This is a genomic window from Chitinophaga sp. G7 BAM 1005 (assembly GCF_057126945.1).
Map to the genome: position 1 here is coordinate 627,357 of NZ_CP181478.1, position 16,762 is coordinate 644,118.

A 16,762-nucleotide genomic window follows, 5' to 3' on the forward strand; every position below is an offset into this window, starting at 1 on the left:
TCCAAAACAGAGAAGGGGGAACGTATTCCCTTGTCCGCAGGCCTGATCATCAGCATATCAACACTTCCGGAAAGCATCACCACCAATGCAGATCTTACATACCGGTATTTGCCGGTACAATGAAAAAAAATAATCTGCCAACCAAAATTTGGAGGATCATGAGGTTATCTGCTTTATTGCTAATGGCAGGCATGCTGCAGGTCAGCGCCAAAAGCACCGCACAACGCGTAACACTGTCTGTCAGAAACACACCGTTATCAACGGTCTTTAACACTATCAACCGGCAAACGGGGTACATCGTTTTTTATAACTACGATGCACTGCAATGCACCCGCCCCGTTACGCTGGATATGAGAAACGCCACTATCCAGGAATTACTGCACGTTTCGCTGATGGGGCAGGACCTGGAGTATGCCATCGAAGACAAAACCATTACCGTTACCCGCATCCTGCCCCGCGTGCCGGCACTTCCCGCTGCGCCGGCACAGATAGTGATCACAGGCCGCATTACCGATGAAAACGGTATTCCGCTGCCCGGTGTTTCCGTAGTGGTGAAAGGCACGGCCAAAGGCACACAAACCAATAACAACGGAGAATATACCGTTGTGGTGAGAGATGAAAATGCCGTGCTGTCGTTCTCTTATGTTGGCTACGAAAAACAGGAACTCGTAGTGGGTAAAAGTGGTGTTATCAGCATACAGCTGAAGCCATCCAATAATAAACTCACCGGCATTGATGTGGTGAACACCGGCTACCAGACCATTTCCCGCGAAAGAGCCACCGGCTCATTTTCCGTGATTGATCCTTATCGCCTCCGTGCTAAACTGAAGCCGGATGTAAAATCAGCCCTGGAAGGACAAGCCACCGGCGTGGTACTCACCAAAGAAGGGAACCTGGAAATCCGTGGCGTGTCTACCTTGCTGGGTACTGCTGCCAGCGCGCCCCTGCTGGTAATTGATGGGTACCCTTCCAGCGCAGGTCTGGAATCTCTCAATATCGATAATATAGAATCGATCACCGTGTTAAAGGATGCGGTAGCCGCTTCTATTTACGGCGCCCGCTCTTCCAATGGCGTGATCGTAATTGCCACCCGCTCCGGCAGAAAAGGCGCATTGCAGGTGGAGTACAAAGGATCTACCGGCATCACGCTGAAGCCGGATCTGTCGAACCTCAACAGGGCCTCGTCTGCCGATTACGTGGATGCGGAAATAGAACTCTATAACCAGGACCCTAACAGCTATCTCACTACCTATAATAACTACGGCAGCACCTCCCGTGTCAACTACCTGGTGATCGCCAAATCACAGGGATGGATGAACGAAAAAGACGTGACCGCAGAGCTGGATGCCCTGAAAAAGAACGACGGACTGGCGCAGATGGAAAAATATTATTTCAGGAACCAGTTCACACAGCAACACAATATTTCCCTATCCGGCGGCAGCGAAAAAAGTATGCTCAACGCCGCAGTAAGATATATATCCAATCAGAACAACACGGTCCGCAATTCAGACAACCGCCTCATCTTTGATGTGAAAAACGACTGGCAGCCGCGCAAAGGTGTGAACATCCGCCTGTTCTCCAATGTGAACTACGCTACCTCCGCTTCGCCGGTACGTGGCTGGCAGGATATGCTGGCGTTCACCAACACTTCACTGATACAGCCTTATAACCTGCTGGTTGACCCAGCCACCGGGGAGCCACAGAACGTACCTTCTAAAAACCAGAAGAAAGAAGACAGGTATGCAGCCTTAACCGGGTTGAAACCACTGTACTATAACCCGCTGGATGACCTGGGGCTGGAAACCTACAATACAAAAGCGTTACAGATCCGGTTGGGCGGCAGCGTGAATGTGAAAATCTTCGACGGATTAAACATAGAAACAGGAGGTACCTGGAGCCGCGGCGATGCACAAACCCGCTCACTGTACGATAAAATGTCTTACCGGGTGCGGCTCTGGTACGATGATAATACCTCCATCTCCAATAGTTCCAAACATTATATCCCCGATGGTGCAGTGGTGAATGAAGCCCGTAACTTCAACCAGAGTTACATGTTCCGCACACAGCTGAACTTTAACCGGGTAATTGCAACCAAGCATCGTGTAAGCGCCATCGCCGGTAATGAAATAAGCCGGAACACGGCGGATAACAATGCCCTGCCAACCCGCTTTGGATATAACGATCAGGCAGGTACGTTTTCTACTTTTAACTATGCCGATTATAATGCCGGTTCCTATAATGCTGATATGCTCGGCACCAGCAGACCTTCTGCCAGCATAGGCAGTTATGCTTACCAGGATAACCGCTTTGTTTCCTGGTATGCTAACGGTTCTTATGAATATAATAACCGCTTTATTCTAAGTGGAAGTATCCGGCTGGATCAAACCAATTTCTTTGGCACCGATCCGCGTTACCGCTACAAACCGTTGTGGTCTGCCGGCGGCACCTATAAACTGGCAGAGGAAAAATTCTTTCACGTACCATTGATCGATCGCCTGGATCTGCGCGCATCTTATGGTATCAACGGAAATATTTCCCTCAACTCAGGACCTTTCCTGATCATTACCCCTGGCAGTTATTCCAATTATACCGGAGATGTATCTTACAGTATCTCTTCTCCGCCAAATAACTCGCTACGGTGGGAAAAAACAAAAAGCACCAACTTTGGTTTTGATATCTCGCTGTTGAACAGACGGATCAATGTAACGGCAGATTATTACCTGCGTAACAGCAGCGACCTGCTGGCGTCCGACGCCATTGATCCTACGCGGGGCTTCAGTTCCCTGGTGAAAAATATCGGTCAGGTAAGAAATAAAGGATATGAAATCTCCCTGAATGCGGATGTATTACGTAAACGTAATTTCGTTTGGAATACCTTCCTCAATTTCAGCTACAACAATAATACGGTAGTTACCTATAATGTTACCTACCAGTATCCTTCTACCATCACCAGCGGCGCTATCAAAAAAGCCGGCGATCCGCTGGATGCCCTGTACAGCTACAAGTATGCCGGCCTGGATAACAACGGGGTGTCGCAGTTTTACACAGCCAAAGGAGAAAAGAGTGGCGGTGGCAATGTGGCTGTGGGCGACCTGATTTACAGCGGTACGCTGCGTCCGAAATATGCGATCAGCTTAACCAACTCCTTCCGCGTACAGCGTTTCGATTTGTCTTTTATGTTTATTGCAAAACTGGGAAATGTATTAAGGAGAGATGCCTTCAGCGGATCTAATATCCTGAATAAACATGTATCGGAAAGATGGAAACAACCGGGAGATGAAGCTAAAACCATTTATCCGAAACTCAGCAGCTGGAATATGGATATGTTCTATTTCCCTTATTCAGATATTTTGATAGAAAGCGCCAGCTACATGAAGCTCCGGGATGTAACATTAACTTACGATATTAATCCGCGCCTGCTGAAACGCATCGGCTTCACCAGTACCCGGATTTATTTCCAGACCAGGAACCTGTTCATGATCACCGCTAACAGCGATCACCGCGATCCTGAAACATCGGAACTGAACCTGTCCGGTGGTACCGGCGCATTTACTGAACAAGGATTTTCTTCCCTGTCGCTACGGCCGGAATTCTATGTAGGGTTATCATTCAGTCTTTAACAATTAATTACGGCGATCATGAAACAGCGTATACTCATACTGGTTATTATCATGGCAGGAAGTATCAGCTCCTGCACAAAATTCCTGGATGTAAAACCAAAAGGAAAACTGATCCCTTCAGAGGTGGCAGACTTTGATCACCTGCTGGATAACAGCAACATTGCCCAGTGGGTGTTTATTGATAACAACATCGGTTGTAACCTCGGTTACTTAACAGATAACCTGTCGCTTTCCGACGGTATCGGTAACATTAATTACAAGGCCAACAACCACCCCAATATCGACCGCTACTGGGCGTATGTTTTCAGGCAGCCTTATAAAAATCCGTCTACGTCGGATTATTTCTGGGACTGGGGTACTTACCGCTCTATGGCTTATTTCAACAACGTGATTGATGGGATACGGGCCATTCCCAATCTCAGCACAGAAAATCAGCAATATGCCAAAACAGTAGTGGCGCAGGCACTGGTAAACAGGGCATGGTCGTATTTTATTACCACCCTGGTATACGGACCCGTGTATAAGCCTGGTTCTCCCAATGATACCAAAACCATTCCTTATGTAATCAGCTCCGATATGGGAGCCCCGTTACCAGATCTGTCCACGCAGGAACAAGCCTTTGCACAGGTGAAAAACGATGTACTCACTGCCTTGCCGGACGTGCCGGAAGTAACCAACTGGCCTTCCCGTCCGAATAAAACGGCGGCGCATGCGTTGCTGGCGTACTATCACCTGTTTACACAGAAATACGACAGCGTGGTGTATTATGCCAATCTCGCGTGGACCGCAGCCAGCAAAGGCGGTACCGATAAACTGATCTATGACTACAACAGCTTTTCGTGGACGGACCCCACCAACCCTATCAACAGCACCATTAAAGGACCGGATAATTTCCTGAATGCCGCCAACAGCCGCGAAAACCTGTTGTATCGCAACCTCGATGCCGGCGCCGGCAGGTCTTCTTCCAGCTATCCTTCCGATGAGGTGATTGCATTGTATGACCAGGCCAATGACCTGCGGTTTAGATATTTCTTTTTAACAGCACCAGGTTATAAAACTACCTACAATAATGTGGTGTATGACGACGGTAACCGTATCCAGTATTATCGCGGTTCCAAAACCAACATGACTGCCGGCTTCTCTTACCCGGAACTGCTGCTGATGCGTGCAGAAGGATATGCCCGTACCAATCAGCTGGCCGCCGCCATCGACGACCTCAATACCCTGCGCCGCTACCGCTACAAAACCGGTACGCCCACGCTTCCCGTAGGGTCCAAAGATGAAGTAATCCAACAGGTGCTGGATGAAAGAAGGAGAGAGCTGCCTTTAGGTTCATTCAAACGCTTCCTGGACCTGAAAAGACTTTGCCTCGAAACCGGCAAGCCCTGGTGCAAAACCCAAATACAACATAAGATAGGCACGGAAACACACGAAGGAACCGTGGATTCGAAAGATTTTATTTTAACCATTTCCAACGTGATATTGAAGTTTAACCCGCAATGGAATATACCGCTGGATGGAAGACCATTTTAAATCATAAAATTAAAAACCAAATGAAACACATCTTAGTATCAATGCTGGCTTTATTCCCTGTGGCACTGCTGGCCCAGGACGGCGCCTACGTGCTGAAAGGGAAAATCGGGACATTGGATGCTCCCGCCAAATTGTTTCTCACCTACCGGGCCAATGGCACTACCGTAAGAGATTCTGCCGCGTTACGGCAGGGCGTATTTGAATTTAAAGGCAAAGTGGGCGACCCGGTGAAAGCTTCGCTGGTATTGCGTCATGGCCCACCTACTAATATCATGTCTTATAAATCAGATTTGTTGCAGGTTTATCTTGAAAAGGGGGCCATTATTGTCAGCGGTAAAGACTCCGTGTACAATGCTACTGTTAAAGGTTCCCGTCTCAACGACGATCAGCAACGCCTGCAGGCAAAGCTGAAAGCAACGGCTGCGCAAAGGGATCAGCTCACGGAAGATTACATTGCCGCTACGGAAGAAGCCCGTAAATCACCGGAGTTCCGGAAAGCTTACGATGGAAAAAGTAAGGCTATCCGTGAAGAAGAAAAAAAGATCTACCAGGCCTTTATAAAAGAAAATCCTGCATCCCTGGTAAGCCTGGATGCCCTGCAAAGCAGCGCCGGTTCCATTCCTGAAAATCCTGCGGAGCTGGAAACAGTTTTCAATACCTTATCTCCTGCGGTAAAGGAAAGCAAAAAAGGAAAAGAAGTGGCTGCACTGATCAATGGCTGGAAGCAAACTGCTGTTGGCGCTACTGCGCCCGTGTTTACACAGAATGATACGCTGGGCAAGCCGGTAAACCTTACCGATTTCCGCGGCAAATATGTGCTGGTGGATTTCTGGGCCAGCTGGTGTGGCCCCTGCCGTGCAGAAAATCCGCACGTGGTGGCAGCCTTTAATAAATATAAAGATCAGTCCTTCACTATCCTGGGCGTATCGCTGGATCAGGCCAACGGGCACGATGCCTGGCTGAAAGCCATTCATACCGATCAACTCACCTGGACGCATGTATCTGATCTGAAGTTCTGGGAAAATGAAGTAGCGAAATTGTACGGCGTTCGTGCGGTACCACAAAATTTCCTGCTGGATCCAACCGGGAAAATAGTGGCCAAAAACCTGCGCGGGGAAGACCTGGATAAAAAACTGGCAGAAATACTGCCGCATTAATAACAGCCGGGTTAATCCCGGCCGAAGCAAGCCGGACCACGACCCTGAAAAAACTCTTTAGGTGATACGGATATATAAGTTTACCTTGTGGTCAAATACAATATAATGCAACAAGGTACAGTTAAATTTTTCAATGAATCCAAAGGATTTGGTTTCATTACCCCATCAAATGGTGGACAGGATATTTTCGTTCATATTTCCGGTACTACTGGCGAACTTCGTGAGAATGACACCGTAACGTATGAAGTTGAAAATGGTAAAAAAGGTCTGAATGCGGTTAACGTAAAAGTTATCTAAGTTTACATATCTTATTTCTGGAGGGCTGATCTGCTGATCAGCCCTTTTTTTATGCTTACAGGTCAGCTCTCGCTTTTCTTGTCCCGGAATGCTTTGGGCGTTTGCTGTGTGCGCGCCTTAAACACCGTGGAAAAGTAAGCCGGAGAGGAAAAGCCGCACTCATAGGCTATTTCCGCTACCGATAGTGTTGAATTAATCAGCAGGTACCTGCCCTTTTTTACCCGCGCATCCAGGATATAGTCGTTTACATTACAGTTCAGCAACTGTTTTACTTTACGGTACAGCTGCATCTTTGAAATAGCCAGCTGCTGGCAGATATCCTCCACCCCAAACTGGTCGTTGCCGAGGTTTGCTTCCACAATGGCGGTAAAGTCATACACAAATTTACGGTCTGGTTTGCTGGATTGAGTGCTGTGTACCCGTGTTTCAGGTTCCGCGATATAGTGATCTTTCAGTAAAGCCCGGTTATTGAGCATGCTGCTGATGCTTTCTGCCAGGTATTTCAGATGGAAAGGTTTACTGATATAGGCGTCTGCATTGTGTTGCATGCCTTTTATGCGTTGTTCTTCGCTGCTGTTGGCGCTCAGCAGGATCACCGGGATATGGGAGGTACGGATATCCTTTTTCAAAGTTTCCAACACCTGGATTCCATCCATGCCTGGCATCATAATATCACAAAGGATCAGGTCCGGCACATGCTCAAAGGCCAGCTTCAGTCCATCGGCGCCGTTGCCGGCGTGAAATACTTCATACTGTCCGCTGAGGAAATCGGCCAGGAAATGATTCAGATCGGGGTGGTCTTCAATCAGCAGCACAGAATGCGGATGTGCCTGCACTGCCAGGGGTAATTCTTCTGCGGGCGTGTCGTTGAGGTCGTCTGTATAGCTATGCAGGGAGTGATTGATCACATTCATGTGCTCATCTTCCTGCTGAATTTCTTCGGGTGCAAAAGGGGCGGAGGTACCTGGCAGGGCAATACTGAAAGTAGTGCCGGCGCCTTTGCTGCTTTTTACGGTGATGCTGCCGTGATGCAGGGAAATGATTTCGCGGGTGAGCGCCAGCCCGATACCGGTGCCTTTGTGCTCGTTGTTCCGGCTCTGGTAAAACAATTCAAAAGCATGGGCCAGGGTATTTTCATCCATGCCGCTGCCGTCGTCTTCAATACGTATCAGGGATTCCTGCCCGGCTGTGGCCTGTTCCAGGTAAATATGCACTTTGCCGTAGTCGCTGGTAAATTTGAAAGCGTTGGACAGCAGGTTATACAGTACCCGGTCAAACAGGTGCTGATCAAACCAGGCTTTAATGCCAGGCTGCCGGCTGATGAGCCGGAAATCGATATGTTTTTTAACCGCGATGCCTTTATATGCTTCCATAATATCCAGCATAAAGGCGGGCAGGTCATTTTCGGATACTTTCAGTTGCAGCTTGCCGCTTTCAATCCGGCGGAACTCCAGCAGTTGGTTCACCAGCCGCATCAGGTGGGTCACGTTTCTGCGCATCAGCTCCAGCTGCTGCTTTTGCGGAGAGGAAAGCTGCCTGCTGCCCATCAGGTTTTCCAGTGGCGCCTGTATGAGAGTTAAGGGGGTACGGAATTCGTGCGACAAGTTAGTGAAGAACGTAAATTTGGCCTCTGTGGCTTCCTGCGCACGGGCGGTCATTTCTACCAGCTGATCCCGTTGCTGGAGGATTTCATCCCGTTGCTGCTTCAGTTGCTGGTTGATGCGGCGGTTGGTGCGCAGAATAAAGATCAGCACAATACCCAGCAGGAAGGCGATGCCCAGCGTGGTTACCACTATCCGCAGCAGGTGTTGCTGATCCTGGTACAGGGACAGCTGCTCCTGCAGCAATGATTGCTGTTTTTCTATTTCCTGGTGCTGGGCCTGTATCTTATCTATCTGTAACCGCATCAGCTTTACGTTGCTGCTGTCGATCAGTACGGTTTGAAGTAACGTATTGCGGGGCACCTTTTTCCCGGCGAGGATGTCCGCGGCCATGCTGATGGCTTCTTTGCCACCGCTGGGGTACAATAGTGAGGCGCTCAGTACGTCGCGCGATACCAGGTCGATACCGGCGTCGGGGTAGGGAGAGGCATCCACGCCGATAAACCGGGTATGTGTGAGGCCCTTTTCCCGGCAATAACGGTACATACTATACGCCATTACGTCGTTCTGCGCGAAGATCACATCTGCCTGTTGCACGGCGGAGTCATTACGGGCGGCTGCTTCCCGTGTTTTATCGGCCACCCAGCTACCTTCCAGGGTGGCTATCACTTTCAGGCCGGGGTAGTGCGCGAGTGCATCCCGGAATCCCTGGTGCCTTTCCACGGTGGGAGAAGATCCACGAAGCCCCGTTATCTCTACAATACGCCCGTGGCCATTCAGTTGGGCGGCAATATATTCCGCTGCCAGTTTGCCGATGTTGTAGTTATCGCCCCCGATGTAAGCGGTGAACGAGTCGGTGGCTGCCTTACGGTCCAGGATGATCACCGGGATGCCTTTGCCATAGGCGGCGGCAATTACCGGCGCCAGTGGTGCGGCTTCATTGGGCGATACCACCAGGATATCTATTTTCCCCGCCAGCAGTTCCTGGATCTGCTGTACCTGCCGTTTGCTATCACTTTCTGCATCGCGGTACAACAGCTGCATCTCCGGATGATAGAAAAGCTCCCGCTTCATTTCCGTGAGCATGTTCCGGCGCCAGTCGTCGTTGCCGGTGCACTGCGAAAACCCGATACGGTATTTCGGTCCAGTTTCCGGCCGGCATCCTGCTGCATATATCAACAGTGGAAGAGCTATTAAACAGAGATATCGTTTTAATACTGCTGGCAAGTGGGAATGATTTTGGTTTTATTTTTAAAAACAATGATACAAAATTGAAAGACATCTCCCCGAAATATATCCATATTAATGTATAAAATATTATTTATCAATATATTACCCTGTTTTATGCCCTTTGTTATAATTTCGAAAGAAAGGGGTGCTATACAATAGCGGCAGCCTTTTTCAAAGAAGTAGGTTTGGCCTATCGATCAAAACTTATTTCTACGTTATGAACAATAAGATTGTTTTCTTCTGGGCTTTTGTGGTAGCACTTGGCGGTTTTCTTTTCGGTTTTGATACCGCTGTCATCTCTGGTGCGGAGCAACATATTCAGCAATACTGGCATTTAACGGAAGTACAACATGGATTCACCGTATCCATTGCATTAATAGGAACGGTGTTTGGCGCATTGGGGGGCAGCACGCCTTCGGATAAACTGGGGCGCCGTGCTACCTTGCTGTTGGTAGCGCTGGTATACCTGGTGTCGGCAGTTGGTACGGCGATGGCTACCAACTGGTACTTTTTCCTGGTGTGCCGTTTCATTGGCGGGCTAGGCGTTGGCGCCTCATCAGTAACGGCCCCGGTATATATTTCAGAGGTATCCCCTGCACCGTATCGCGGCCGAATGGTCGCTTTATTCCAGTTTAACGTGGTTTTTGGTATCCTGGTGTCTTACTTATCAAACTATTTTATTGGCGGATATGGCGGTGAAAATTCCTGGCGCCTGATGCTGGGCATCCAGGCATTCCCCGCGGCCCTGTTCCTGTTACTGCTTCGCTGGGTGCCGGAAAGTCCGCGCTGGTTGTTGCTGCACGGCAAAAAAGAAACCGCCGCCATCAAAACCCTGGAAATCATCAATCCCGACGGTTATGCGGACGATATCGCCACCATCCGGCAGTCGAGGCGCCAAAGCATTGGCACGCCAAAGGAACGGCTGTTCTCCGGGAAGTACCGCACCCCGGTGGTGCTGGCGGTATTATTTGCCATCTTCAACCAGGTATCCGGTATCAACGCTATCATTTATTATGCACCGCGTATTTTTGAAATGTCCGGTTTAGGTACGGCGTCTTCTTTGCTCTCTACAGTCGGACTGGGCATCGTGAACTTCATTTTTACGTTAACGGCTATACGGTTTATCGACCGTATCGGCCGCCGGCAACTGATGCTGATAGGCACGGTTGGGCTCATCGCCACGCTCGGTCTCACCGCCATTTCCTTTTATATGCATACCGGCGGTATTGCCGTGATCTCTTACCTGCTGGTATACATGGCCTTCTTTGCCTTCTCGCAGGGCGCCGTGATATGGGTATTTATCTCAGAGATATTTCCAAACGCAGTACGCGCCAAAGGTCAAACGCTGGGCAGTTTCACCCACTGGATCATGGCTGCCCTCATCGCTTTTACTTTTCCCTGGCTGGCCAGCCATATCGGTGGTGGTCATATTTTCGCCTTCTTCTGCGTGATGATGGTATTACAACTGCTTTTTGTATGGCGCTGGATGCCGGAAACAAAAGGACAAACCCTGGAAGAAATTGAAATGACAATGGTCATGCATTAAACAAACATTTTATGACAAAGTATAACATCGCCTGCCTAGGAGAAATTTTGTGGGACATATTACCGGATCAGGAATTGCCGGGCGGCGCACCCATGAACGTAGCGTATCATTTGCAGAAATTGTCGCAGTCCGTTGCGATGGTGTCGGCCACGGGTACGGATGATCATGGCAGCAGGCTGCTGCAACTCATGAACAACATGCAGCTCTCTACCGCTTACGTACAAACGAATACTACTTACGCCACCGGCAAAGTAAATGCCTGGATGGATGCGCATAACGATATGCAGTATGATATCCTGTATCCCGTGGCCTGGGATCATATTGCCTGGAATGCTTCCCTGGAGGCTTTATTAGCAGGAGATGATCTGCAGTATATTGTTTTTGGCAGTTTGATGGCCCGGCATGAGGTATCCCGGAATACACTCCGTAAGGCATTGCAGTCGACCGCCATAAAAGTACTGGACATCAACCTGCGTGCGCCCTGGTACTCCCGGGAAACACTGGAATGGCTCATGGGCAGCTGCGACCTGTTGAAGCTGAACATCGCCGAACTGGAGCTGATCAGCGCCTGGTACGGTACGTGGCCTGGTCACGAAGAACAGGTACGGGCATTGTCTTCCCGCTTTAACATTCCTACAATAGTGGTTACCCTGGGCAGCAAAGGCTGCATGGGGTACATAGAAGGGGCTTTTTACTACCAGGAAGGTCAGTCCGTGAAAGTGGCAGATACCATTGGCAGCGGCGATGCTTTCCTGGCCGGCTTCCTCGTATGCCGGCTGCAACAACGTTCCCCTGCCTGGAGCCTGGCGTATGCCAATGCGCTGGGCGCACTGGTGGCATCGCGCCCCGGTGGCTGTCCGCAATATGATCCGTCCGAGATATACAGCCTGATGAAAATACCACAGCACACTTAGCCAGTTATTACATTTCCACACCACCATTTCACAAATTCCATTATGAAAAAGTTGTTTTACTTATTACCGATGTTGCTGTTTGGCCTCTTTGCCATTGCACAGCAACGGAACATCACCGGTACCGTTACCAGTAAACAAAACAGAACGCCTTTGCCCGGAGTAACCGTACAGGCGGGCAACAGGAACACCATTACCAATGGCAGCGGGCAATTCACACTGCCGGCTGCCGTAGGGGAGGTACTCAACTTCTCCTATATAGGCATGAAGCCTTTGTCGTTGAAAGCTGCCGAAGGCAATATGTCCGTAGAAATGGAAGATAATGCTACCGACTTAAACCAGGTGATCGTAACCGGTTACCAGACACAGAAAAAGGCGGACCTTACCGGCGCCGTATCAGTAGTGAATGTCAGCGAAATAAAAGACATTCCGCTCGGCAACCCGGTGAAAGCCCTGCAGGGGCGCGTTCCCGGCGTATTCATTACCTCCAACGGCGATCCCAACAGCAATGCCACGGTGCGTATCCGCGGTATCGGTACACTGGGCAACAACGATCCGCTGTATGTAATTGATGGTATCCCTACCAAAAGAGGATTGCAGGAACTGAACCAGAATGATATTGAATCCATCCAGGTATTAAAAGATGCTTCTGCTGCTACCATCTATGGTTCCCGTGCGGCAAACGGCGTGATCATTGTTACTACCAAAAGAGCCAAGAAAGGCTACAGCCGCATCACCGCAGATGTATCTGCTTCTTTGCAGGATTACAGTACCAAATTAAAAACATTGAACACCGAAGGCCGCGGCCGCGCCTACTGGCAGGCTGCCGTGAATGATCGCACCGATCCCAACAACAACCAGATCTATCAGTACGACTGGAACGGCGACTTTAACAACCCGGTACTTAATAAAATTAACCTGCCGGAATTTATTGATGCAGCCAAAACCATGAAGCCGGCCGATACCTACTGGTACGACCAGATTGCACAAACCTCCCTGCTGCAAACCTACAACGTGTCCATTGCCAACGGCAACGAAAGAGGGAACTCCTATTTTTCGGTAGGCATGTACAATAACAAAGGCATTGTAAAAGAAACACAGCAACGGAAAATAACCGCCCGCTTTAATACGGATTATTCCTTTTTTAAAGGCCGGCTGAAAATAGGAGAGAACCTTTCTGCTACCTATATCAGGGATGCGCTGGTGCCTGCCACCGACATTCTTTTTGCGGCACTGGTACAACAACCGGTAGTGCCGGTACATACCGTTGATGGCGGCTGGGGTGGCCCCGCACCTGGCATGACCGACCGGCAGAATCCCGTGCGCCTCATTGAAGATAACCGGCAAAACAAAAGTAATTTCCTGCGCTTATTCGGTAACGTATATGCCGACATAGAAATTATTCCAAACCTCCACTTCAAAAGCAGCTATGGTATAGATTATAATGGTACCTATCAGCGTACACTGCGTAAATCGTATACTTCCGGGTTCCTTTCTGATCCGTCCAACTTCTCCCAAACTTCACAGGATTATAATGGTAACTGGGTATGGCAAAACACACTCACTTACAACGTAGCCCTGCAGAAGCACCGGTTCGATTTCCTGCTGGGAGCGGAACAGATTAAATACATGGCGCAGAATTTTTACGCCAGCAGACAAGGGTACGCGTTGGAGAATATCGACTATGCCTACCTGAATGCAGGATCTTCCAATAAAGATAACGGAGGTACCGGTAGCGGCTATACGTTATTATCTTATTTTGGTAAGGCAAACTATTCTTACGATAATAAATACCTCGCTTCGGTTACCCTGCGCCGCGATGGCTCTTCCCGCTTTGGTAAAGAAAACCGTTTCGGGATGTTCCCCGCGGTATCTCTCGGATGGCGCGTGAGCGAAGAAAATTTCATCAAACAAAATCTCCCTTTCCTGTCGGATCTGAAACTCCGCTATGGCTGGGGCAGATCGGGCAACCAGGAAATTGCCAATAACGCCACCTATACTTTATACTCCGCTATTTATGGTATAGATCCTACGTGGGATTTCGACAGCGGCAGCGCATATGATCTTGGTGGTGCGGGTTCGGGCCAGTTGTCGTCCGGATATACATTGATCCAGCAGGGCAACCCTGCATTGAAATGGGAAAGCACGATGGAATCCAACGCCGGAATAGATTTTGGTTTGTTTAATAATCACCTTAGCGGTTCCGTAGATTATTTTATTAAGAAGACATCCGATATCCTTATCAGCCCGGCTTACCTCGCAGTGATCGGTGAAGGCGGTACCAAATTCGTGAACGGCGCCTCTATGCAAAATAAAGGACTGGAAGTATTATTGTCGTATAACGGCAACATTGCACCCGGACTGGCGCTCACCGTTACCGGTAACGTAGCCACTTACCGCAATAAGATTACCAAATTGCCGCCGGAAGTACTTACCTCCTATCCCGGCAACGGACAGGATAAAACTATCCTCGGACACTCTATTAATTCCACCTTCGGGTACGTGGCAGATGGATTGTTCCGCTCACAAAAAGAAGTAGATGACTATGCCACGCAAATCGGGAAAGGCGTGGGCCGCATCCGGTATAAAGACCTGAACAGCGACGGCGTTATTGATGATAAAGACCGCGACTATATCGGCAAAGGAGATCCCGACTTTACCTACGGACTGAATGTAACGCTGGAGTATAAACATTTTGATCTGACCTTCTTCCTGCAGGGAATACAAGGTATCCAGGTATATAATACCTACAAAACATACACCGACTTCTCTTCCATCTGGCCGGGAACTAACTGGGGCGCACGTACGCTGGATGCATGGACACCGCAAAATCCAAACGCTTCCATTCCTGCACTCACACTGGTAGACCGTAACAATGAAAACCGGACATCAACCTATTTCCTGGAATCAGGCTCTTATCTCAAACTCAGGAACCTGCAACTGGGATATAGTTTCCAGCACCTGTTCAGCAAGCGTTTGCAAACAGCACGGGTATATCTGCAGGGCAGCAACCTGCTCACGTTAAAGAACAAAGGTTTTACCGCCACCGATCCGGAGAATCCCAACAACGCATATCCTATTCCGGTGATTGGCACGATCGGCTTAAACCTGTCTTTTTAAACACACAACACAGCCACCATGAAGCACACACAATATATTCTTTTACTCAGCTGCCTGTTGCTCGGCGCATGCAGCAAATTCCTGGATCAAACGCCACAGGGCGTTATTTCAGGCGACGACCTGAACTCGCCGGCCAATCTTGAAAAAATGGTGACCGCCGCCTATGCTTCGCTGGGTAATGATCACTATACCGCTCCATATTCCAGCATGTGGCCTTACGGCAACATCCGCAGTGGCGATGCGTATAAAGGCGGCGACGGCGCCGGCGATATCAGCGACTACCACTTTTACGAAACCTTTTCCCTGAACAGGGTGGATAACGGCTCCTCCGATCTGGTGTGGTTTCGTCTGTATGTATGCATTGGCCGTGTAAACGATGCGCTGGCACGCCTAAACAAAGCCACTGAAACCGAATTTCCTGAAAAGGTAGTACGGCAGGCAGAGATGAAGTTCCTGAGAGGACACTATTATTTTTTGCTGAAAACATTATTCAAATATGTTCCTTACATCGATGAAAATGCGCCAAAGGAAACCTACGATACCATTTCCAACCGCACTTATTCCAATGTGGAACTATGGACGAAGATCGCAGATGATTTCACTTTTGCCGCTTCCCATCTCCCCGATATACAACCGCAAATAGGGAGAGCCAATAAATTCGCGGCAAAGGCCTACCTGGCTAAAACCTTGTTGTATGAAGCCTATAAGCAGGATGAAAATAACAATGTGACCGGTATTGATGCTTCCCTGCTGCAACAGGTAAATACCCTGTGTGATGAAGTGATTGCCTCCGGTAAATACCAGCTGGCTATTGATTATGCAAATAACTTCCTGTCGAAAAGTGAAAACGGTCCGGAGTCCCTTTTCGCTATCCAGTATTCAAAAGATGACGGAACGCCTAAAGGCCGCCTTGATTACGGACATGCACTGGATTACCCGATGAACCAGGACTATGGTTGCTGCGGTTTTCATTCGCCCAGCAGTAACCTGGTGAATGCTTTTCAAACAGGCGCCAACGGGCTCCCGATGTTTGAAACATTCAATAATGTGAACATTACCACGGAAGCGGATTTTCATACTCATACCTTTGATCCGCGTTTAGACCATACTGTGGCCATTCCCGGGCATCCTTACAAATACGATCCCGCTTTTATGTATCAGCGTGCCTGGGCCCGTGCGCCGGAAGTATATGGTAGTTACCTGAGTCTCAAAGAAGCGGTGTTGCCCGGCGATGCTACTTTTCAGAAGGTGCCGCCTTTTATGTCCAGTTCCAAAAACTGGGAAATTATCCGTTATGCCGACGTGCTGTTATTTAAAGCAGAAGCACTGATAGAACTGGGACGCGCTGCAGAAGCATTGCCACTCATCAACCAGGTGAGGGGAAGAGCGGCTGCCAGCACCGGCTTGCTAAAACAGGCAAATGGTACCTTTACATCCAGCTATAAAATGAATACCTATCAGCCGGGTGTTAACTGTACCTGGTCCACCGAGTTTGCGCGGCAGGCTTTACGCTGGGAACGCCGGCTGGAATTTGCGATGGAGGGCTCCCGGTTCTTCGACCTGGTACGCTGGGGTATTGCGGCAGATTATCTCAATGCTTATTTTGCCGTGGAAAAAACACGCCGGGCTCATCTGAATGATGCTTCCTTCAAAAAAGGCAGGGACGAATACCTGCCTATACCATTAAACCAGATTAACTACAGCAAAGGGTTATATAAACAAAACACCGGCTGGTAAAAACTAAATA

9 protein-coding genes are annotated in these 16,762 nt (G+C 49.1%); 8 read left to right on the top strand and 1 reads right to left on the bottom strand.

Features of this window, described 5'->3' with window-relative positions:
• Positions 1–158: 158 nt before the first annotated feature.
• The 4 genes from ACMXI2_RS02535 (at position 159) to ACMXI2_RS02550 (ending at position 6,607) form a co-directional block, all read left to right on the top strand.
• Positions 159–3,620: a SusC/RagA family TonB-linked outer membrane protein gene (locus ACMXI2_RS02535; RefSeq protein WP_483780155.1), complete on the top strand. Its 3,462-nt coding sequence runs from the start codon at positions 159–161 to the stop codon at positions 3,618–3,620.
• Between the two features lie 18 nt (positions 3,621–3,638).
• Complete coding sequence (locus ACMXI2_RS02540) at positions 3,639–5,153, top strand: RagB/SusD family nutrient uptake outer membrane protein (RefSeq protein ID WP_483780156.1); 1,515 nt, start codon at positions 3,639–3,641, stop codon at positions 5,151–5,153.
• 20 nt (positions 5,154–5,173) lie between these two features.
• Positions 5,174–6,310 carry a redoxin domain-containing protein gene (locus ACMXI2_RS02545; protein ID WP_483780157.1) on the top strand — a complete coding sequence of 379 codons (1,137 nt, stop codon included), beginning with the start codon at positions 5,174–5,176 and terminating at the stop codon, positions 6,308–6,310.
• 105 nt (positions 6,311–6,415) lie between these two features.
• Positions 6,416–6,607, top strand: coding sequence for a cold-shock protein (locus ACMXI2_RS02550; RefSeq protein ID WP_079469125.1), 192 nt, complete (start codon positions 6,416–6,418; stop codon positions 6,605–6,607).
• Positions 6,608–6,669: 62 nt separating this feature from the next.
• On the opposite strand, the gene ACMXI2_RS02555 is transcribed toward ACMXI2_RS02550, so the two are convergent.
• Positions 6,670–9,435: a hybrid sensor histidine kinase/response regulator transcription factor gene (locus ACMXI2_RS02555; RefSeq protein WP_483780158.1), complete on the bottom strand. Its 2,766-nt coding sequence runs from the start codon at positions 9,433–9,435 to the stop codon at positions 6,670–6,672.
• A gap of 220 nt (positions 9,436–9,655) precedes the next feature.
• Between ACMXI2_RS02555 and ACMXI2_RS02560 the strand changes: the two genes are divergently transcribed.
• From ACMXI2_RS02560 to ACMXI2_RS02575, 4 genes are read left to right on the top strand one after another with little or no spacing between them, the layout of a single operon-like run.
• Positions 9,656–10,984 carry a sugar porter family MFS transporter gene (locus ACMXI2_RS02560; protein WP_483780159.1) on the top strand — a complete coding sequence of 443 codons (1,329 nt, stop codon included), beginning with the start codon at positions 9,656–9,658 and terminating at the stop codon, positions 10,982–10,984.
• Positions 10,985–10,995: 11 nt separating this feature from the next.
• Positions 10,996–11,898 carry a carbohydrate kinase family protein gene (locus ACMXI2_RS02565; RefSeq protein ID WP_483780160.1) on the top strand — a complete coding sequence of 301 codons (903 nt, stop codon included), beginning with the start codon at positions 10,996–10,998 and terminating at the stop codon, positions 11,896–11,898.
• A gap of 42 nt (positions 11,899–11,940) precedes the next feature.
• On the top strand, positions 11,941–15,015 hold the full coding sequence (locus ACMXI2_RS02570) for a SusC/RagA family TonB-linked outer membrane protein (RefSeq protein WP_483780161.1): 3,075 nt from the start codon (positions 11,941–11,943) through the stop codon (positions 15,013–15,015).
• 18 nt (positions 15,016–15,033) lie between these two features.
• Positions 15,034–16,752: a RagB/SusD family nutrient uptake outer membrane protein gene (locus ACMXI2_RS02575; RefSeq protein ID WP_483780162.1), complete on the top strand. Its 1,719-nt coding sequence runs from the start codon at positions 15,034–15,036 to the stop codon at positions 16,750–16,752.
• The last annotated feature ends 10 nt before the right edge of the window (positions 16,753–16,762 follow it).